The organism is Microbacterium sp. PMB16, assembly GCF_051294855.1.
Classification (GTDB): domain Bacteria; phylum Actinomycetota; class Actinomycetes; order Actinomycetales; family Microbacteriaceae; genus Microbacterium.
The window spans coordinates 1,360,184-1,379,023 of the sequence record NZ_CP145908.1; the positions used below are offsets into that span (position 1 = coordinate 1,360,184).

The window sequence follows — 18,840 nt, forward strand, 5'->3', positions numbered from 1 at the left end:
TTCGTGCGGTGCGTGACAACAAGAATCAAATACGATACGATTTCACCACGGTCCGACAAGGAAGTTGGTTCACCATGATGAAAGCGCGCCGAAGCGCCACTGTCTCCGCCTCTCTCGCCGCGGTCGCGGCGCTCACGCTCGGGTTGCTGGTGGCTTCCCCGGCGTCGGCGGCGCCCAAACCCCAGTACGCGGTCGGCCATCTGGCCGTCGGGAAGCCCGCCACGCAGAGTTCCACGCTGGGCGCGAGCGCCGCGCTGGCCGTCGACGGCAATCGCGATGGGGCATACGCGGCAGGCTCCGTCACGCACACGAACTCCGACGCACAGGCCTGGTGGCAGGTCGATCTGCAGGCCGAGACCGCGGTCGGCAACGTCGTCGTGTGGAACCGCAGCGACTGGGACATCCAGGGACTCGGGCAAGGATCTCCGGCGTGCTGCGGCGGACGCCTGCAGGACTACTGGGTCCTCGCTTCGAGCACTCCGTTCGCTTCGACCGATCTGAACGCCGCCCGCGCGCAGGCCGGAGTCACGGCAGTCCACGTCGCCGGCACGGGCACCAAGTCGACGGTGGCGATCGCCCGATCGGCGCGATACATCCGCGTACAGCTCGCCGGCACCGGATACCTGAGCCTGAGCGAGGTCGAGGTGCAGTCGCCCGGCGACTCTCCCGCGAAGCCTCTGCACCGGAATCTCGCTCTCGGTGCGGCGTCGAGTCAGTCGTCCACGTACTCCACCGGGGTCGCCACCAACGCGCAGGACGGCATCGTGACCGGCGACTGGGCGAAGGGATCGGTCAGCCACACGGGAACAGGGGCGAACGAGTGGTGGCAGGCGGACCTCCGCTCGGTGAAGCAGCTGACCACTGTGCGCGTGTGGGGACGCACCGGCTGCTGCACGGAGCGCACCTCGGACTTCTACGTCCTGGCGTCGGACGTGCCCTTCACCTCGACGAACCTCGCGCAGACGCTCGCACAGCCCGGCGTCACGGCGAAGCGGGTTCAGAACATGGGCCGTTCCGGCGAGGTGACTCTGAACCGCTCCGCACGCTACATCCGCGTTCAGTCGAACCGCACCGACTATCTCAACCTCGCCGAGGTCGAGATCTTCGACGCCGGCCCACCGGCCGCCCCGGCGAACGGTGCAGCCCAGGCACTGCAGCTCGACTTCGGCATGTTCATCCACTACAACATGAGCACGTACACCGGCCAGGAGTGGGCGACTCCGGGCACGCCGGCGTCGACCTTCAACCCGACATCGGTCGACACCGATCAATGGGCGGCCGCGGCCGCGAGCGCGGGCATGAAGTACGGCGTGCTCACCACGAAGCACCACGACGGTTTCGCTCTCTGGAACACGGCGAGCAACTCATACGACGTCGCGTCGAGCGGGTTCACGCAGGACATCGTGGCCAAGTACGCCACCTCCTTCCGTGGGGCCGGTCTGAAGGTCGGGCTGTACTACTCGATCTGCGACCGTACGAATGGAGAGACCCAGCAGTTGATCCACAACCAGCTCCGTGAGCTGCTGACCGGATACGGGGAGATCTCCCAGATCTGGTTCGACTGTCTCGGGTGGGAGAACAACAACGAACCGTGGGCGACCAGTTTCAGCGAGGTCGACAGTGAGCAGATCCTCGCCTTCATCCGCAACATCTCACCCGGAACGACGATCGTGAACAACGATCACTGGGACACCGTCGGTACGACGGATCTGTCGTCTTTCGAGTACACGGTGCCGGCGGCGGATCGCACCAAGCCGACGCAGCGCGCCGAGACGATCGGCGGGACCTGGTTCAACAACTCCGCCGCGACCCCTCGATCGACAGCCGACATCATGGGTCGCCTGACCTTCCTGCGGGGGGAGGGGTACCAGTACCTCCTCAACGTGGGTCCGGGACGCGACGGAAGGCTCAGCGCGGCGATCGTCTCGCGGCTCGCCGAGGTCGGTGCGGCGGGAGGGATTCGATGACAACTCGGATGGCGCGGCCGCGCGGACGGCGCGAAGCCGGCGTATAGCGGCGTCCGGGGCAGCAGAAGAGAGGTGCGCGGATCCGTTCCGCGCACCTCTCTTCTGCGCGGGAACCTCACGGTTCCCTCACGCCGGTAAACTGGAGGAACACCCGCCCGCCTGTGCCATTCGGCCGACGAGCCCCGAGGGAGCCGCGTATATGCTGACGCTCCTCGCCGTCTTCCTCCTCGGGTCGCTGCTGATGCCCGTGCTGGTGCGCTGGCTGGGGTCGCAGGCATTCATCATCGCCGCTCTCATTCCCGCCGCGGCATTCGTGCACGCGCTGGTCCGCACACCCGACGTCCTCGACGGCTCCGCTCCGTTCGTCTCGGCGTCCTGGATCCCGCAGCTCGGCTTGAACCTGTCGATGCACATGGACGTGCTGGGGTGGGTCCTCACGCTGATCGTCACGGGCGTCGGTGCCCTCGTGCTGCTGTACTGCCGCTGGTACTTCCTCGACGACACGGCAGGGATCGGCCAGTTCGCCGGCGTGCTGCTCGGATTCGCCGGCGCGATGTACGGACTCGTGCTCACGGATGACCTGGTCATGCTCGTGATGTTCTGGGAGGTGACGAGCATCCTCTCGTACCTCCTCATCGGTCACTACCGCCGCCGCGCGGTCAGCCGACGTGCCGCCCTGCAGGCGCTGCTGGTGACCACTCTCGGCGGTCTGGTGATGTTCGTGGGCGTGGTGCTCCTGGTGGTGGATGCCGGCACATCCAGCATCCGCGAGATCCTCGAGATCGCGCCCACCGGGCCGATCGTCGACGCGGCGATCGTGATGCTCCTGATCGGGGCGATCAGCAAGTCCGCGCTCTTCCCCTTCCACTTCTGGCTGCCGGGGGCGATGGCCGCCCCCACACCGGTGAGCGCGTACCTGCACGCCGCCGCGATGGTGAAGGCCGGTATCTACCTCATCGCGCGATTCGCGCCGATCTTCGCCTTCAGCGCTCCCTGGCGACCGATCGTCATCACGCTCGGCATCGTGACCATGCTGCTGGGCGGTATCCAGGCGCTGCGCGAGACCGACCTCAAGCGCGTGCTCGCCTTCGGCACCGTCAGCCAGCTCGGGTTCTTCGCCCTGGTCGTCGGCTACGGTACGCAGGCCACCGCCCTCGCCGGCCTCGCCCTCGTCCTCGGACACGCCCTGTTCAAGTCGGCGCTGTTCCTCATCGTGGGTGTGATCGACCGTCAGCTCTCCACGCGTGACATCACCGAGCTCTCGGGAGTGGGTCGACAGGCGCCGGTCATGGCGACCGCGGCATTCATCTCGGTGGCGTCGATGGCCGGGGTCGCTCCGACCATCGGTTTCGTCGCCAAGGAGTCCACTCTCACCGCGCTTCTCCACGACGCTCAGGGCGGCTCGGTGTGGGGCCTGATCGCGATCATCGGCGTCGGCCTCGGTTCCATGCTCACAGCGGCATATGGGGCGCGCTTCCTGTGGGGAGCCTTCTGGAAGAAGCGCGACGATCAGGGTCAGCGCCTCCCCGACACCGCCTGGCCGGACCCGCCCGTGGGGTTCCTCTCGGCTCCGATCATCCTCGCCGGTGTCACGCTCGCCGCCGGCATCGGGGCGCCCGCGCTCGACGTCGCGCTGCAGGGGTACGCCGTCACTGCCACCCCCGGGCTCGACGCGGCAGGCGAGGCCGTCGAGGGGCCGGGGCATCTGGCGCTCTGGCACGGGCTCGAGCCCGCGCTGGGCATCTCGATCCTGACGATCCTGCTCGGCCTCGGACTGTTCCTGCTCACCCGACGCAGCGGGTGGGACGGCAAGGCGCGAATGCTCCCGTTCACCGCTGCAGACGCCTACTACCTCGTCGTGCGCGGGATCGACCGCCTCTCCGTGCTCAGTACCACCCTCACTCAGCGTGGTTCGCTGCCCGTCTACGTCGGAACGATCTTCGTGGTGTTCGTCGCGGCCGAGGTGACCGCGCTCATCGCCAGCGACGTCGACCGGTACAACCTCTCGGCCTGGCACACCCCGGCACAGATCGCCGTCGCACCGATCATGGCCGTCGCCGGCGTCTTCGCCGTGCGGGCGCAGAAGCGATACACGGGCGTCGTGCTCGTCTCGGTCACCGGCCTCGGCATGGTCGCCCTCTTCGCGACGAGCGGCGCGCCCGACCTCGCGCTCACCCAGATCCTGGTCGAGACGGTCACGATGGTGACGTTCGCCCTCGTGCTGCGGAGGCTCCCCGCGCGCATGGGCCAGCACAACGCCTCGGTCAGTCGCATCCCGCGCGCCCTTCTCGCCATCGGCGTGGGCGTCACGATGGCGTTCGTCGCGGTCGTCGCCACACAATCCCGGATCGCCGAACCGATCTCGGAGGCGTTCCCGAAGCTCGCGTACGAGATCGGTCACGGCAAGAACGTGGTCAACGTCGCGCTCGTCGACCTGCGCGGCTGGGACACGATGGGCGAGCTGTCGGTGCTCGTGCTGGCCGCGACCGGGGTGGCCTCGCTCGTGTTCGTCACGCACCGCGCCGACCTGCTCGCGGCGACGAAGGTGCTCCCGAGGGCAACGCGCAAGGCGGCGCGCAGCCGCCCGCTCGTCGAGACCACCGAGGGCATCCGCTTCCAGACCTCCGAGAACGAGGACAGCCCCCGGGCCTGGCTCGTCGGCGGTCAGAAGATGAAACCGGAGAACCGGTCGATCCTGCTCGAGGTCATCGTCCGCATCCTCTTCCACACCATCATCGTGGTCTCGATCTTCCTGCTGTTCGCCGGACACAACCTCCCCGGCGGCGGCTTCGCCGGCGGCCTGGTCGCGGGCATGGCGCTGGTGATGCGCTACATCGCCGGCGGTCGCTGGGAACTCGGCGCCGCCACACCGACGGATGCCGGTCGCCTCCTCGGTGCCGGACTCATCCTCGCCGTCGGCACCGCCGTGGTGCCGCTGTTCTTCGGCCTCGCGCCGCTGACCAGCTCGTTCTGGGAGTGGGAGATCCCCGGCATCGGGCACATGGAGTTCGTCACCTCGACGATCTTCGACGTCGGCGTCTACCTCGTCGTGATCGGGCTGGTGCTGGACGTGCTGCGCAGCCTCGGCGCCGAGGTCGACCGGCAGGCCGCCTTCCGTCTTTCCGAGAGCCCGACCGAGAGCGGGGTGCGTGCCTGATGGACGTCTCGCTCACCCTGATCATCGTCATGGCGGTTCTCTTCGCCTGCGGCGTGTACGCGATGCTCGAGCGCAGCCTCACCCGCGTGCTCATCGGCTTCCTGCTGCTCGGCAACGCGACGAACCTGCTGCTGTTGATCGTGATGGGCGTGCCGGGCAACGCGCCGTTCTTCGGCACCGAGGGCGAGATGAGCGATCCGCTCCCGCAGGCGCTCACGCTCACCGCCATCGTGATCACCTTCGCGGTGTCGGCCTTCCTCCTCGCGCTCATCTACCGTTCCTGGCAGCTGGGCCAGGCCGACACGGTCGAGGACGACGAGGCCGACATCGCCCTGCGCGAGCGCACCGACGCCGACGAAGACGTCCTGGAAGACGACGCGAACCTCGAGGAGGAGGCGACCACCGACTTCGTCGGCGTGCAGACGGCGCCGATCACGGTGCTGCACATGCGCGACCATCCCTCGATCCACGACGACGCGCCCTTCGACGCCCCGGACGCACGTCCCGCGGGGCGTCCCGAGAAGCGTCCTGAGAACGGAGAGGAGACGCCATGACCGCACTCGTCCCCCTCCTCGTCGCGCTCCCGCTCCTCGGGGCCGCGGTCACCCTCGTCTTCGGCCGCAACGTCCGCCTGCAGGTGTTCGTCACCGTCGCCACGCTCGCCATCGTCTCCGTGATCGCGGCGGTGCTGCTGGTCGTCGTCGATGCCGGAGCCCCGCTCGCCGTCTCGGTCGGCGGATGGCCGGTGCCGTTCGGGATCGTGCTGTACGTCGATCGCCTCGCGGCGCTTCTCGTGCTGGTGTCCAGCATCGTGCTGCTCGCCGTCCTGCTCTTCTCGATCGGCCAGGGGGTCGCCGACGGCGCGGAAGAGACGCCGATCTCGATCTTCAACCCCTCGTACCTGATCCTCGCGGCGGGCATCTTCAACGCGTTCATCGCGGGCGATCTGTTCAACCTCTACGTCGGCTTCGAGATCCTGCTGGTCGCGTCGTACGTGCTCATCACGCTCGGCAGCACCGAGTCCCGCATCCGCACCGGCGCCGTCTACATCGTCGTCTCGCTGGTGTCGTCGATCCTGTTCCTCGCCTCGATCGCGATGATCTACGGGGCGCTCGGCACCGTGAACATGGCGCAGATCGCCGAGCGGATGTCGGAGCTGCCGCAGGAGACGCAGCTCGTGCTGCACCTCATGCTCGTGATCGCCTTCGGCATCAAGGCGGCCATCTTCCCGGTGTCGTTCTGGCTCCCCGACTCGTATCCGACCGCGCCGGCACCGGTCACGGCGGTGTTCGCCGGCTTGCTGACGAAGGTCGGCGTCTACGCACTGATCCGCACCGAGACGCAGCTCTTCGCGTCGAACAGCATCGACACAGTGCTGCTCATCATCGCGTTGGCGACCATGATCATCGGAGTGCTCGGCGCTGTCGCCCAGGCGGAGTTGAAACGAATCCTGTCGTTCACGCTCGTCAGCCACGTCGGGTACATGATCTTCGGACTGGCGATCGCCACTCCGGCTGCCATCGGCGCGACGGTGTACTACATCGTCCACCACATCGTCGTGCAGACGACCCTGTTCCTCGCGGTCGGACTCGTCGAACGTCGAGCTGGCAGCACCTCGATCCTGCGGGTGAAGGGACTGCTCAAGGTCGCACCCGTCATCGCCGTGCTCTACTTCGTCCCCGCGATCAACCTCGGCGGCCTGCCACCCTTCTCCGGATTCATCGGCAAATTCGCGCTGTTCGAGGCCGCGGCATCCGTCGGTACACCCCTGATGATCGTGCTGATCATCGGCGGCATCGTCACCTCGCTGCTCACCCTCTATGCGCTGATGCGCGCCTGGAACCTCGCGTTCTGGCGCGAGGAGGAGGACTCGACCGAGACCGAGGGCCGCATCTCCTATCTCGGCAACGCGCCCGCCGCCGACGACCAGCAGAAGAAGCGCCGCATCCCGAAGATCATGACGCTCGCGACCGGAGGGATGGTCGCGGTCACCGTCGCGCTGACGATCTTCGCCGGTCCTCTCTACGCCCTCTGCGACCGCATCGGCGCGGGACTCCTGCAGCCGGTGAACCTCGTGCAGCTGGAAGAGGAGGTGGGCTGATGGCGCGTGACACCCGACGTCACCTCTGGCGCGACATCCGCGTGCAGCTGCCGTTCCTCGCCTGGCTCGTCGTGCTGTGGATGCTGCTGTGGGCGCAGTTCACGGTGCTGTCCTTCCTGACCGGGCTGATCGTCGCGGTGTTCGTCACGCGCGTGTTCCGCCTGCCGACGGTCGCGTTGTCGGGCCGCATCAACCTCTGGTACGCGGCGCTGTTCGTGGTGCAGTTCCTGTTCGCCGTGCTGCGGGGCGCGCTGTCGGTCACGAGGCAGGTCTTCGACTTCCGCCGTCAGCCGGGAGCCGCGATCATCGCCGTGCAGCTGCGCTACGCCGACGATCTGGTCATGACGCACGTCGCGGTCACGTCGTCGCTCATCCCCGGTTCGCTCATCGTCGAGGCCGATCGCGACCGGCGGATCCTCTACCTCCACGTGATCGGCGTGCGCGACGCCGCCGACGTCGAGAAGCAGCGCGCCGGAGTGCTGCTGTGGGAGCGCCGGATCGTGCGTGCACTCGGAGACCCGGAGCAGTACCGTGCCCTCAAGGCCGACGAGCGAGCCGGCGTCGTCGGCGGACGTGTGAAGGGCGGTGCTCGATGAACGTGCTCATGCTGGCGATCATGGTGGTGTTCGGCCTCGCCGCGATCCTCACCGTGATCCGCATCGTGCGCGGACCGTCGATCCTCGACCGTGCCGTCGCATCCGACGTGCTGCTGACCGAGGTGATGTGCGTGCTCGGCGCCGAGATGGCCATCAACGGTCACACCCGCAGCATCCCCGTGCTGCTGATCATCGCCGCGATCGGTGTGTTCGGCTCGATCGCCGTCGCCCGCTTCGTCGCGAGAAGGGACAACACGACGCAATGAACGTGCTCGGTCTCATGATCCCGGATGCCGTGATCGACGTGGCGGTGCTGGTCCTCATCCTGCTCGGCGCTCTGCTGTGCCTGTCTGCCGCAGTCGGGCTGCTGCACTTCCGCGATGTGCCGTCCCGCCTGCACGCCGCCACCAAGCCGCAGGTGCTCGGACTCGTCCTCATCTGCGGCGCGATCGCGCTGTCGCAGCGGTCTGTCGGCGGCATCCTGATCGGGCTGGTGCTGGTCGTCCCGATCGTGCTGATGCAGTTCGCGACCGCCCCACTCTCGGCGCACATGGTCGGACGGCAGGCCTATCGCAACGGCACCACCGATCAGCGCGGCCTCGTCGTCGACGAGCTGGCCGAGTCGAAGCAGACCCCGCCCGCCGCGGGGTAGGTGCGGGTGGCCGGCCGGCCGCGCGCGGGTGTCGGGCGTTCACAATTCAGCCAGAATCTGGTTCAAGGCCCTTTCGAGCTCTAGAAGCCGGAAGCTGCGCATTTCTTGCTGAATTGTGAACCACCTCCAGCCGTGTGACTACTTCTGCACCGATCGCGACCGATCAGCCTCTCGTCCACAATCCGCGGATCCGCGCACTCGACAGAGCCGATGATTCGCAGACTTCTCGGATGACCCATGAGAAGCACACCGTCCCGCAACGCGCCGCCGCCGTCTACTCACGGATCGCTTTCACGCGGACCGACCTGATCCAGCAAGGGTTGTCCGGCCGGGCGATCGCATCTGCCGTGCGTCAGGGAAGCCTCCAGCATGTCCGTCGTGACCGGTATCTCCTCACAGCAGTGGATGCGGGCATCGTGGAGGCCGTTCGGATCGGCGGGCGGTTGACGTGCTTGTCCCTACTCGCCTTGATGGGCGTGTTCGTCCACCGACCCAAAGGTCTGCACGTGTTCGTCACGCGAGGAAGCGCCCGGCTGCGCAAGCCGAGGGTCCGAAACGTGACCTATCACTGGAACCACTCGTCGGGTGCGCCCGCCCTTCTCCACGTCGCGCCGTTGGTCGACGCCGTCCGTCACGCGGTGCGGTGCCAGGAGCCACGCGCCGCCGTCGCGACCCTGGACAGCCTCGTGCACCACGGGCTGACGGCTATTCCAGGACTCGACAGAGTCTTCGAGGGTCTGCCGGCCCGTTTCCAGATCTTGCGCCCGCTCGTCGACGGATCAGCGGAGTCGGGTCCGGAGACCTTCGTGCGCCTGATCCTGCGGACGATCGGCGTCTCCTACGAGACGCAGGTCTTCATCGTCGGCGTCGGTCGCGTCGACTTCGTGGTGGAAGGGTGGCTGATCATCGAATGCGACAGCAGGGAGTTCCACGAGGGCTGGCAGAAGCAGCAGGACGACCGAAGACGGGATCTGGCGGCCGCTCGCCGGGGGTACGTGACGATTCGGCCGTTGGCGGCGGACATCCTCGGCGACGAGTCGACAGTTCAGCAGGCGTTGCGGGAGATCATCGAGGTGCTTGGCCCGAGGTTTACCGGCGGTCGGCGTTCATAATTCAGCAAGAACACCGTGCGATGACTCAGAACGGAGCGAGCAGGGCAACTAGCGAGAATTCTGACTGAATTGTGAACAGCGAGGCACAGGCACGCACGCGACAGCACCGACGCTTAGCCCGAACAGCGCGGCACCGGCACCTTCCGCGCCCGGGTTCAGAGCTTGTCGGCGAAGCCCTGGATGTAGCGCGCGGCGGGTTCGGAGTCGCTGATCAGCGTGCCGTGGCCGTGGTCGGGGATGACCTTCAACTCGGCGCCCGGGATGGCGTCCAGGATCGCCCGGCACCAGCTCATCGGCGCGAGCGGGTCGTCCTCGCCGCGCAGCACGAGCACCGGACAGTCGATGCGGCGGAACGCGTCTTCCGGCTCGTGCACGATCGTGGCCCTGATCTTGCGGATCAGATGCGGTCCGCCGCGGAGGTACTCGCGGGCTCCGCGCCAGATCACCAGCGGGCGCTCTCCGACCAGATCGGTCAAGAGGTAGCGGGCCTGGGCCGCGACGTTGCGCGCCGCCTTGTCGACGGTCGGTCCGGCGAGCACCACGCCTTCGACGAGCGACGGATGCCGCGCCGCGAGTTCCGCAGCGATCTGACTCCCCATGGAGTGCCCGATCACCACGACCGGATCGGCATCGACGTGCCGCAGGTAGGCCGCGACCAGGTCGGCGTGCCGTTCCATCGTGAGGTTGCGGGTGGGTTCGGGTGCCTCGCCGAAGCCGGGCAGGTCGAGGGCGATGACGCGGCCTTTCAGCCGCTGCACGACATCGAGGTAGACGCTGCGGCCCATGCCGATCCCGTGCAGCAGCAGGAAGGTGTGGTCGCCCTCGCCGAACGTCTCGGCGATGAGGGTCGCTCCGCCGTACTCGTACTCGAGCAGGGTGACGGGGGTGCCCTTCGGGGCGAGATAGCTGTTCGGCACTCGTCAACGGTAGTCGACGAGGCTGAACGGGTCACGGGGCGGGCGTCAGGACCAGGGTGTCGGTCGTCGCCGCGTCGACCGCGTCGGCCGTGAACGCCCACGGTTTCTGGATGCCGGTCGCCCAGTCGCCGGTCTGGTCGATGTAGTGCTCATCGAAGGCGTGGCCGGAGGCGCCGGTGAGCTGGATCCACGTCGAGTCGTCGAAGTCGGACAGGTCGATCACCATGCGCATCGACGGCACCGTGGTCGTGGCATACGAGGTGCCGATGTCCCAGCCGGTGGCGTTCACGACCGAGGCGCCGCCGCCCACGGGGAAGGGCCCGCGGTTGAAGAGTGCTTCGATCGGCGCGATCCCCGAGGTGCCGAGGGTGTCGCTGGTGAGCGTGATGGCGTGCAGGTCACCCCAGTTCCAGCGGGCGACCGCCTCGCCCTGAAGGGCGGCCAGCTCCGTGTAGGCCTCTTCCGCCGACAGGGCGAGCATCTCGTCCATCCCGTCGACGTCGATCTCGGGGTTCGTCCACAGCGGGTCGAACGGGTCTTCCAGCATTGCCGAGACGACGGTGAACAGGCGGCCGTGGCCTTCGATGGGCAGGGGCTGCGCCCGCTCGGCGAAGATGTTCTGCACGAGGTTCGACCACAGGACGTTCGCGTACGCCGCCGCCGGAGAGGATGCCGTGTTCTGGGCGTCCCACGAACGGAGCAGCGCGACCGCTTCTCGAGGTCCGGCGCCCGACACCTCGACATCGCCCATGGCCGTTGCGAGATGCTTGCCGATCCACATCTCGCTGTCCATCTGGATCTCGCGCATGTCCTGCGCGGTCAGCGGCGCGGTGGCCGCTCGGCGTTCGATGAGGTGCGCGATGCGCGCGGCCCGATATCCGTAGTCCCAGTCGCGGGAGAGGAAGTACTCGTAGTCGTCGGTCACGATGGCGTTGTTCGCGGTGACGATGTACCCCGAGGTGGGGTTGTACGACACCGGCAGATCCTCGAACGGGATGAAGCCGGTCCAGTCGTAGCTGCTGTCCCATCCCGGCTGCGGCATCCATCCGTCGCCGGCTCCGCGGATCGGCAGCCGTCCTGGCGTCTGGTATCCGATGTTGCCCTCGGTGTCGGCGTAGATGAGGTTCTGCGCCGGGACGTCGAAGAGGGATGCCGCGGCCCGGAAGTCGTCGAAGTCCTGCGCAGTCGAGAGGGCGAAGATCGCGGTGGCGGCGGTGCCGGGGTCGAGCGCGGTCCAGCGCAGGCTGACCGCGTACTCCGCGTCGTCCGCCGCGTCGGCGGGGCCGCCCGTCGTCGAGGGCGCATCTCCGGCCGCGAGCCCCGGAACCGGGTCGTCGGCGATGGCCGTGAAGTCATCGGTGAGGCCGGAGATGATCGGGCCGTGCACGGTCGAGCGGATCGTCAGCTCGATGTCATCTCCGCCCGCGACCTTGATGGTCTCGGTGCTCTCCTCGAGCGGCACCAGCTCGCCGTCCCGCCAGTACTCGTCGCCCTGCACGCGCTCGACGTAGAGGTCGGTGACGTCGGTGGTCAGGTTCGTGAAGCCCCACGCGACCTTCTGGTTGTGTCCGATCACGATGCCGGGAAGGCCCGAGAACGAGAAGCCGCCGACGTCGAACGGGCATGCCTCGTTCACGGTCGAGCACTTCAGCTGCACCTGGTACCAGACCGAGGGGAGGGACGCGCCGAGGTGCGGATCGTTGGCGAGGAGCGGCATACCGGTTTCGGTGAGGTCGCCGGAGACGACCCAGGAGTTCGATCCGATGCCTTCCCCGACATTGCCCACGAGCAGGCTCGCTGCCTCGATCACGCTCGACGTCTGCTGCCACTCGACCGTCGTGACGGCCTGCTGCGCCTCGCCCTCTTGGTCGGAGGTGAACGCCGCCGGCTCCGCGTCGGTGCCCAGCGCCGGCACCGTCGAGATCTTCGGCACGATGACCGGGTTCTCGTCGAACGGGTAGTCGGGGTAGAGCTTGGCGAGCAGCGCGGATGTGTCAGCGGCAGCATCCGATCCGTCCGCCTCGAGCTCGGCGGCCAGCAGCGCGCGCTCCGTCTCGTCTTCGACGTTGCCGCGCAGATCCCAGGCCATCGCCTTGAGCCAGGCGACGGAGTCGGCGGGTTCCCACGGCTCCGGGGCGTAGTCCGCACTCTGCATGCCGATGACGGCATATTCGAGGGACAGCTCCGCACCGGAGCGTGATGCGAGGTAGGCGTTCACGCCGTCGGCGTACGACTCGTAGTAGCCGCGGGTGACTTCGTCCATCGCCTCGACCTCGGCTTCGGCGACCTTGCGCCATCCGAGCGTGCGCAGGAATGCGTCGGTCCCGGCCTGCGATTCGCCGAACATCTCGGCGACACGGCCGGAGGTGACGTGGCGACGGAAGTCCATCTCGAAGAACCGATCCTGCGCGTGCACGAATCCTTCGGCATAGAAGAGATCGTGGGTCGTGTCGGCGGTGATGGTGGGGATGCCGCGGGCGTCGCGCTGCACGGTGACTTCTGCCTCGAGGCCGTTCAGCGTCACGCTCCCCTCCGTCTGAGGGAAGGAACGCTGGATGGTCCAGGTGACGAAGAAGGCGGCGGCGACCGCGACGACGACGATCCCTGCGATGACGAGGAACGCGATGCGCCCGATCCGGACGCCCAAGGCGGGGCGCGAAGGGACGGCAATCGCCTGCGAATCGGTCGTCATCGTCGAGAACACCTTCGGGTAGCCAGGTGGAACTCAGTCCCACCGAGCCCCAGTGCGCGTTTCAGGTGCGCGCTCTCGCATCCTATCCGTCCGCGCGTCCTGCGCGAGGGTCTCTCGCGCAGGACGCTCGGCGATCATCCGATCAGGCTGGGCTGCAGGTCGCGCAGGGTGCGCCGGTGCGTCATGCGCGTCACGCCGATCATGGCGAGCAGGAGGGCGCCGACGAGCCACATCCCCAGCACGGCGAGGTCCCAGCCGGCGCGGGCCAGATCTCCGCCGTACATGAGCTGGCGCATCGCGTCGACTACGTAGCCCAGCGGCAGCACGTGATGGAGTGCCGCGAGTGGGGCCGGCAGGGTCTGCCACGGGAATGTGCCGCCCGCGGTGACGAGCTGCAGCACCATCAGCACCAGGCCGAGGAACTGCCCGACGGAACCGAGCCAGACGTTGAGCGCGAGGATGATCGCCGCGAAGGTCGCCGACGCGAACACCATCACCCCGAGCGTTCCGATCGGGTTGTCGAATGTGAAGCCGAGGGTGATCGCGAGGATGCCCATCAGGCCGACCATCTGCACGGCGCCCAGCGATGCGGGCGTCAGCCAGCCGGCCAGCGTGATGCGGATCGGGGAGTGCAGCGCCGTGATCGCGCGACGCGAGATCGGCTTCACGATCAGGAAGAGGGCGTAGATGCCGATCCAGGCCGAGAGGGCCGCGAAGAAGGGGGCGAGGCCTGCGCCGTAGTCCTCGGCGGACGCGACCTTGTCGCTCGACACCTTCACCGGATCGGCGATCGTGTCCGCCTGGAGGGAGCGCAGGTCGGGGGTGGATGCCGGGATCTGCTCGACCCCGTCGGAGAGGCCGTCGCGCAGTTCGGCGGTGCCGGAGGCGAGAGTGCTGAGGCCGTCGCGCAGCTGTGCCGCGCCGGTGTTGGCGGCGGATGCTCCGGACGCGACAGTGCCCGCGCCCGTCGCGAGCTCGGAGGCGCCGGAGGCGACGGATGCTGCGCCTGCGGCGAGCTGATCGACCTTGCCGACCGCCGCCTGCACCTTGCTGTTGCCGTCCTGCAGGCGCGATGCGAGCGGGTCGAGCCGGGCGAGGACGTCGTCGATCTCGGTCTGGGTGAGGCCCTGATCGGCGAGCACCGTGGCGATGTCGGAGCGCACCTGGGGCAGCGCATCCGCCGCCTGCTGCACCGCGGAGCCCGCGCGGTCGGCGACATCGGCGAGTTGGCGGTTTCCGGCACTCACCTGCGACGCACCGTCGGCGAGAGTCCGTGCCCCCGAGGCCAGCTGCGCGGTGCCGTCGGCGAGCTTCGAGGTGCCGTCGGCCAGCGTGGAACTTCCGGATGCTGCGCTGTTCGCGCCGTCCGTGAGCTTGGTCGCGCCGTCGGTCGCGGTGATGAGGCTGTCCCGCACGTCGCTCAGTCCGGTGAGAAGACGCTCCGCCGCCTCGCTGCCGACCATCTCGGCCACGGAACTGCGGATCTTCTCCACCGCCTGCGTGCCCATCGATGAGGCGAGGTAGTTGTTCGCGTCGTTGGTCTCGAGGTCGATGCGAGCCTGGTGCGGGTCGTCGCCCGCGGCCGAGGTCAGCGCCGACGAGAAGTCGGAGGGAATCGTCACGGTGAAGTCGACCGTGCCGTCGCGCAGCGCGTCGGCCGCTTCGGTCGCCGTCATCCGCTGCCAGTCGAAGGCGTTGCCGTCGATGAGGTTGTCGGCGACGTCTTCGCCGTAGTTCACGGTCTCGGGGGTCGCTTCACCGGTGGAGGATGCGGCCGCCGGGGCGCCCTCGTCGTCGACGACCAGCGCCACCGGTACCTCGGGGAACTTCGCGTACGGATCCTGGTTCGCCCACAGGTAGAGCCCGCCGTAGAGGATCGGCACGCACACCAGCGCGACGAGAGCGATGATGCCCATCTTGCTCGCGGTGAGGCGCCGCAGCTCGGCGGCGATCATGGCGGGAACCTTCATCGTGCGCCTCCGTTCTCGGTCGGTTCTTCGGCGGTCGGTTCTTGCTGGTCCGGTTCTTGCTGGTCCGGTTCCTGCTGGTCCGGTTCCTGGTGGTCCGGTTCTTGCTGGTCCGGTTCTTGCTGGTCCGGTTCCTGGTGGTCTGGTTCTTGTTGGTCCGGTTCCTGAGCGAGCGGAGCGAGACGAAGGGCGTCTGCCGCGGCATCCGGTTCCTCGTCCGCCGACGCGGGGGTCTCGAGCACCAGCGGCTCGATCGGACCGGAGGCGTTGACCGCGTCGAACTCCTGCATCCGCTCCAGGGCCACGGCCGCGGACCCGCCGACGATCACGAGCATCGCGTAGCCGCGGTCGGCGAACTCACCGGCGATGCGCCACCAGCCATCGGGGCTGCCGCCGTGACGGTCGGGCGAGACGAGCACGATGGCTTCGACGCCGTCGCGCAGCACGGCGAGCTCGCACAGAATCCGCACTCGGGCCGCGGGGTCGATGCTGCCGATCGGGACGGAGGCGAGTTCCGCGAAGCCCAGTTGGGCGAGCCAGCGACGCGCGTGGATGGGCGTGGCGGCGACCCCGGCGAACATCAGCTCCTCACCGACGACGCCGGCCAGGGCGATGTCGGCGTGCGGATCGCTGACAGCCGGAGCATCCACCAGGGCGACCTGTCGCCGCAGCGCCTTGGCGTCGGCGGTGCCGTCGATCGTCACGAGGCCGGAGTCGGACCGCATCCGTCCGCTGGCGATCAGGCCGAGAACGGTGGGGCGCTGCTCGGTCTCGGCGATGGCGAAGCGCACGGCGCCGGTGTGGAACTCGAGGCTCGTCACCGGGAGTGCCTGACCGCCGCGGCCCTTGCTCACGTCTTGCAGGGTGATCCTCATGCGCGGGCCTCCTCTTCGACGCGCGGGGCGACGATGTCGGGGTGTGCGGCGAGCAGTTCATCGGCCTCGCGCCAGGAGAGCCCGGCGATGCTCAGCACCGTGCGCACTGCGACGTTGGCGGCTCCGGTGCTGGCGGCATCCGTCCGGGAGACGACGGTCCGCGCCATCTCCTCGATCAGCCGGGCGAGGGTGGGGGCCGCGAGATCTTCGCGGAATGCGCCGTCCTCCTGGCCGCGGCGGGCGAGCGCTGCGACGGTGCGGCGCAGGGGTGCGAGGGCGGCGGCGGTGTGCTCGACGTGCGCCTCGTCGAGGGCGAGGGCTGCGGCCACCTGCACGTGTGCGGCTTCTTGCCAGAGGCGCGCGGTGAGCCGGGCGAGCGCGATGCGCGCGTCGGGGTCGTCGACGGAGGCGGCGATGGCATTGAAGCGCTGTGCGCCGCTCGAGATGAGTTCGCGGATCAGCGCGTCGCGGTCGACGAAGTGGCCGTAGAGCGTGCGGCGCGAGAGGCCGGCGCTGCGGGCGATGACGTCGACCGAGGCGTGCGGGTCGGTCGCCAGGGTGGTCCGGGCGGCGTCGAGGATGCCGGCGCGATTTTCCACGGCGTCGCGGCGAGGTGCACGTGTGGTCATGCCTCCATGGTACTTATAGTGCACAGTAGTGTGCAAGATAACTCGGGGGACTCACAGGGTCGCCGCCGTCCGGCGTGCACAACTCAGCAAAGAACGCCCGTTCTCCGGGCTCAGGGGTCTCCTGCGCCCCGATAGGCCGAATTCTTGCTGAATTGTGCACGGCGACGCCGGGCGACGGCATGAAAAAGGGCGGATGCCGCAGCATCCGCCCCCTTCTGAAGCTGAGGTCAGTCCGTGCCGGAGTCGAACGCCGCACCCTCGGATGCCGTGTCCACCGCATCTGCCAGCGACTCGTCGACCTCTTCGACCGAACCCGTGATCTCACCCGATTCGCCCGCGGTCACGCGTCCGACGAGCTCGCCGGTCGCTCCGCCGATGAGTCCGAGGCCCGCGTACTGCTCGAGGCGCGAGCGCGAGTCGGCGATGTCGAGGTTGCGCATCGTGAGCTGTCCGATGCGGTCGACAGGGCCGAACGCCGCGTCGCCGACGCGCTCCATCGACAGCTTCTCGGGGCCGTACGACAGGTTCGACGAGACGGTGTCGAGGATCGTCCAGTCGTCACCGCGGCGCAGGCGGATCGTGACAGAGCCGGAGATCGTGAGGCCGACCCACCGCTGGATCGACTCGCGCAGCATGAGCGACTGCGGCTCGAGCCAGCGTCCCTCGTACATCAGGCGGCCGAGGCGACGACCCTGCTCGTGGTAGGTCGCGAGGGTGTCTTCGTTCAGGATGCCGTTGACGAGGCGCTCGTACGCGATGAACAGCAGCGCCATGGCCGGGGCCTCGTAGATGCCGCGCGACTTCGCCTCGATGATGCGGTTCTCGATCTGGTCGCTCATGCCGAGGCCGTGGCGTCCGCCGATGGTGTTGGCCTCCATCACGAGCGCGACCGGGTCGCTGAACTCGACGCCGTTGATCGCGACCGGGCGACCGGCCTCGAACGTGACGGTGACGTCTTCGGTCTCGATCTCGACCGACGGGTCCCAGAACTTCACGCCCATGATCGGGTCGACGGTCTCGAGCGACACGTCGAGGTGCTCGAGCGTCTTCGCCTCGTGCGTCGCGCCCCAGATGTTCGCGTCGGTCGAGTACGCCTTCTCGGCGGAGTCACGGTACGGGAAGTCGCGGGCGACGAGCCAGTCGCTCATCTCCTTGCGACCGCCGAGCTCGGTGACGAAGTCGGCGTCGAGCCACGGCTTGTAGACCCGAAGACGCGGGTTGGCGAGCAGGCCGTAGCGGTAGAACCGCTCGATGTCGTTGCCCTTGTAGGTGGAGCCGTCGCCCCAGATGTCGACGCCGTCCTCCTTCATGGCGCGCACCAGCATCGTGCCGGTGACGGCGCGGCCGAGCGGCGTCGTGTTGAAGTACGTCTTGCCGCCGGAACGGATGTGGAAGGCGCCGCAGGAGAGGGCGACGAGGCCCTCTTCGACGAGAGCGGTCTTGCAGTCGACCAGGCGCGAGGCCTCGGCGCCGTACTCGAGCGCGCGGCCGGGGATCGACGCGATGTCGTCTTCGTCGTACTGTCCGAGGTCGCCGGTGTACGTGAAGGGCACGGCGCCCTTCTCGCGCATCCATGCGACGGCGACGGAGGTGTCGAGTCCTCCGGAGAAGGCGATGCCGACGCGCTCGCCGACGGGCAGGGACTGGAGGACCTTGGACATGCTTTCCAGTCTATCCGCGGGCGGCGTGTCGCCCCGTTCCGCATGACGACGGCAACCTCAGGGCTGTCCTACGCCGAAACCGGCTCCTCTTGACGCTCGCCGCTCACGGATGCCGGTTCCGCCAGCATCTGCCTCTGGTGCGCGGCGTACTCGCCGCCCCACCGGGTGAGGAAGTCGATCAGGGCTTCGGCGCCGCGACCGAGGTCGCTCAGTCGGTACTCGACCTTGGGCGGCACCTGCCGGTACACCTCGCGGGTGATCAGGCCGTCGTCTTCGAGCTCGCGAAGCTGCCGCGTGAGCACACGGGCGGTGGGCTCGAGCAGGAGCCGGCGCAGCTCGCCGAAGCGGAGAACCTCGTGCTCGCCGAGCAGGGAGAGGATGCTGGGCTTCCACGCGCCGCCGAGAACGGCGATCGACACCTCCGCGTCGCAGGCATCCGTCCACTCGCGCACGATGCGTTCCGTCTTCTCACGCATGGACTCGCCTTTCGTCGGCCTTGGTATCCGAACGGTCA

The 18,840-nt window shown here is 68.2% G+C and carries 15 protein-coding genes; 8 read left to right on the forward strand and 7 right to left on the reverse strand.

Annotation, left to right across the window (positions count from 1 at the left end):
• Positions 1 to 74: 74 nt before the first annotated feature.
• The 8 genes from V5D55_RS06525 to V5D55_RS06560 all read left to right on the forward strand — a co-directional run bounded on the left by V5D55_RS06525 (position 75) and on the right by V5D55_RS06560 (position 9,585).
• A complete protein-coding gene (locus tag V5D55_RS06525) occupies positions 75 to 1,967 on the forward strand; it encodes an alpha-L-fucosidase (RefSeq protein ID WP_435748567.1) in 1,893 nt (630 codons plus the stop codon).
• A gap of 199 nt (positions 1,968 to 2,166) precedes the next feature.
• Entirely contained in the window at positions 2,167 to 5,124 is a 2,958-nt protein-coding gene (locus tag V5D55_RS06530) for a Na+/H+ antiporter subunit A (protein ID WP_435748568.1), read from the forward strand.
• Positions 5,124 to 5,678, forward strand: coding sequence for a Na(+)/H(+) antiporter subunit C (locus V5D55_RS06535; protein ID WP_435748569.1), 555 nt, complete (start codon positions 5,124 to 5,126; stop codon positions 5,676 to 5,678). Before V5D55_RS06530 ends, V5D55_RS06535 begins: the two co-directional genes overlap by 1 nt.
• The gene (locus V5D55_RS06540; RefSeq protein ID WP_435748570.1) at positions 5,675 to 7,225 is read left to right on the forward strand and encodes a Na+/H+ antiporter subunit D; all 1,551 of its coding nucleotides are present in this window, start codon (positions 5,675 to 5,677) and stop codon (positions 7,223 to 7,225) included. The genes V5D55_RS06535 and V5D55_RS06540 overlap by 4 nt, the downstream gene beginning before the upstream one ends.
• Positions 7,225 to 7,821 carry a Na+/H+ antiporter subunit E gene (locus V5D55_RS06545; protein ID WP_435748571.1) on the forward strand — a complete coding sequence of 199 codons (597 nt, stop codon included), beginning with the start codon at positions 7,225 to 7,227 and terminating at the stop codon, positions 7,819 to 7,821. Before V5D55_RS06540 ends, V5D55_RS06545 begins: the two co-directional genes overlap by 1 nt.
• On the forward strand, positions 7,818 to 8,087 hold the full coding sequence (locus V5D55_RS06550) for a monovalent cation/H+ antiporter complex subunit F (RefSeq protein WP_435748572.1): 270 nt from the start codon (positions 7,818 to 7,820) through the stop codon (positions 8,085 to 8,087). The genes V5D55_RS06545 and V5D55_RS06550 overlap by 4 nt, the downstream gene beginning before the upstream one ends.
• Positions 8,084 to 8,473 carry a monovalent cation/H(+) antiporter subunit G gene (mnhG, locus tag V5D55_RS06555; RefSeq protein WP_435748573.1) on the forward strand — a complete coding sequence of 130 codons (390 nt, stop codon included), beginning with the start codon at positions 8,084 to 8,086 and terminating at the stop codon, positions 8,471 to 8,473. The genes V5D55_RS06550 and mnhG overlap by 4 nt, the downstream gene beginning before the upstream one ends.
• Positions 8,474 to 8,703: 230 nt before the next feature.
• Entirely contained in the window at positions 8,704 to 9,585 is an 882-nt protein-coding gene (locus V5D55_RS06560) for a hypothetical protein (RefSeq protein WP_435748574.1), read from the forward strand.
• Between the two features lie 155 nt (positions 9,586 to 9,740).
• Here the strand turns inward: V5D55_RS06560 and V5D55_RS06565 are convergent, their stop codons facing one another.
• From V5D55_RS06565 to V5D55_RS06595, 7 genes are all read right to left on the reverse strand, one after another.
• Positions 9,741 to 10,502 carry an alpha/beta fold hydrolase gene (locus tag V5D55_RS06565; RefSeq protein WP_435748575.1) on the reverse strand — a complete coding sequence of 254 codons (762 nt, stop codon included), beginning with the start codon at positions 10,500 to 10,502 and terminating at the stop codon, positions 9,741 to 9,743.
• Between the two features lie 31 nt (positions 10,503 to 10,533).
• A complete protein-coding gene (locus V5D55_RS06570; protein ID WP_435748576.1) occupies positions 10,534 to 13,194 on the reverse strand; it encodes a penicillin acylase family protein in 2,661 nt (886 codons plus the stop codon).
• Positions 13,195 to 13,328: 134 nt separating this feature from the next.
• Entirely contained in the window at positions 13,329 to 15,164 is a 1,836-nt protein-coding gene (locus tag V5D55_RS06575) for a YhgE/Pip family protein (RefSeq protein ID WP_435748577.1), read from the reverse strand.
• Positions 15,161 to 16,036, reverse strand: a complete 876-nt coding sequence (locus V5D55_RS06580; protein WP_435748578.1) for a hypothetical protein — start codon at positions 16,034 to 16,036, stop codon at positions 15,161 to 15,163. Before V5D55_RS06580 ends, V5D55_RS06575 begins: the two co-directional genes overlap by 4 nt.
• Positions 16,033 to 16,665, reverse strand: coding sequence for a TetR/AcrR family transcriptional regulator (locus V5D55_RS06585; protein ID WP_435748579.1), 633 nt, complete (start codon positions 16,663 to 16,665; stop codon positions 16,033 to 16,035). The genes V5D55_RS06580 and V5D55_RS06585 overlap by 4 nt, the downstream gene beginning before the upstream one ends.
• 227 nt (positions 16,666 to 16,892) lie before the next feature.
• Positions 16,893 to 18,326: an argininosuccinate synthase gene (gene argG / locus V5D55_RS06590; RefSeq protein ID WP_435748580.1), complete on the reverse strand. Its 1,434-nt coding sequence runs from the start codon at positions 18,324 to 18,326 to the stop codon at positions 16,893 to 16,895.
• A 68-nt stretch (positions 18,327 to 18,394) separates the two neighbouring features.
• Entirely contained in the window at positions 18,395 to 18,802 is a 408-nt protein-coding gene (locus V5D55_RS06595; RefSeq protein WP_435748581.1) for a winged helix-turn-helix transcriptional regulator, read from the reverse strand.
• Positions 18,803 to 18,840 lie beyond the last annotated feature (38 nt).

Bases quoted from the DNA above. Each gene is read 5' to 3' on its own strand.
- V5D55_RS06525 (WP_435748567.1), top strand. From the start codon at position 75: ATGATGAAAGCGCGCCGAAGCGCCACTGTCTCCGCCTCTCTCGCCGCG.
- V5D55_RS06530 (WP_435748568.1), top strand. From the start codon at position 2,167: ATGCTGACGCTCCTCGCCGTCTTCCTCCTCGGGTCGCTGCTGATGCCC.
- V5D55_RS06535 (WP_435748569.1), top strand. From the start codon at position 5,124: ATGGACGTCTCGCTCACCCTGATCATCGTCATGGCGGTTCTCTTCGCC.
- V5D55_RS06540 (WP_435748570.1), top strand. From the start codon at position 5,675: ATGACCGCACTCGTCCCCCTCCTCGTCGCGCTCCCGCTCCTCGGGGCC.
- V5D55_RS06545 (WP_435748571.1), top strand. From the start codon at position 7,225: ATGGCGCGTGACACCCGACGTCACCTCTGGCGCGACATCCGCGTGCAG.
- V5D55_RS06550 (WP_435748572.1), top strand. From the start codon at position 7,818: ATGAACGTGCTCATGCTGGCGATCATGGTGGTGTTCGGCCTCGCCGCG.
- mnhG (WP_435748573.1), top strand. From the start codon at position 8,084: ATGAACGTGCTCGGTCTCATGATCCCGGATGCCGTGATCGACGTGGCG.
- V5D55_RS06560 (WP_435748574.1), top strand. From the start codon at position 8,704: ATGACCCATGAGAAGCACACCGTCCCGCAACGCGCCGCCGCCGTCTAC.
- V5D55_RS06570 (WP_435748576.1), bottom strand. From the start codon at position 13,194: ATGACGACCGATTCGCAGGCGATTGCCGTCCCTTCGCGCCCCGCCTTG.
- V5D55_RS06575 (WP_435748577.1), bottom strand. From the start codon at position 15,164: ATGAAGGTTCCCGCCATGATCGCCGCCGAGCTGCGGCGCCTCACCGCG.
- V5D55_RS06580 (WP_435748578.1), bottom strand. From the start codon at position 16,036: ATGAGGATCACCCTGCAAGACGTGAGCAAGGGCCGCGGCGGTCAGGCA.
- V5D55_RS06585 (WP_435748579.1), bottom strand. From the start codon at position 16,665: ATGACCACACGTGCACCTCGCCGCGACGCCGTGGAAAATCGCGCCGGC.
- argG (WP_435748580.1), bottom strand. From the start codon at position 18,326: ATGTCCAAGGTCCTCCAGTCCCTGCCCGTCGGCGAGCGCGTCGGCATC.
- V5D55_RS06595 (WP_435748581.1), bottom strand. From the start codon at position 18,802: ATGCGTGAGAAGACGGAACGCATCGTGCGCGAGTGGACGGATGCCTGC.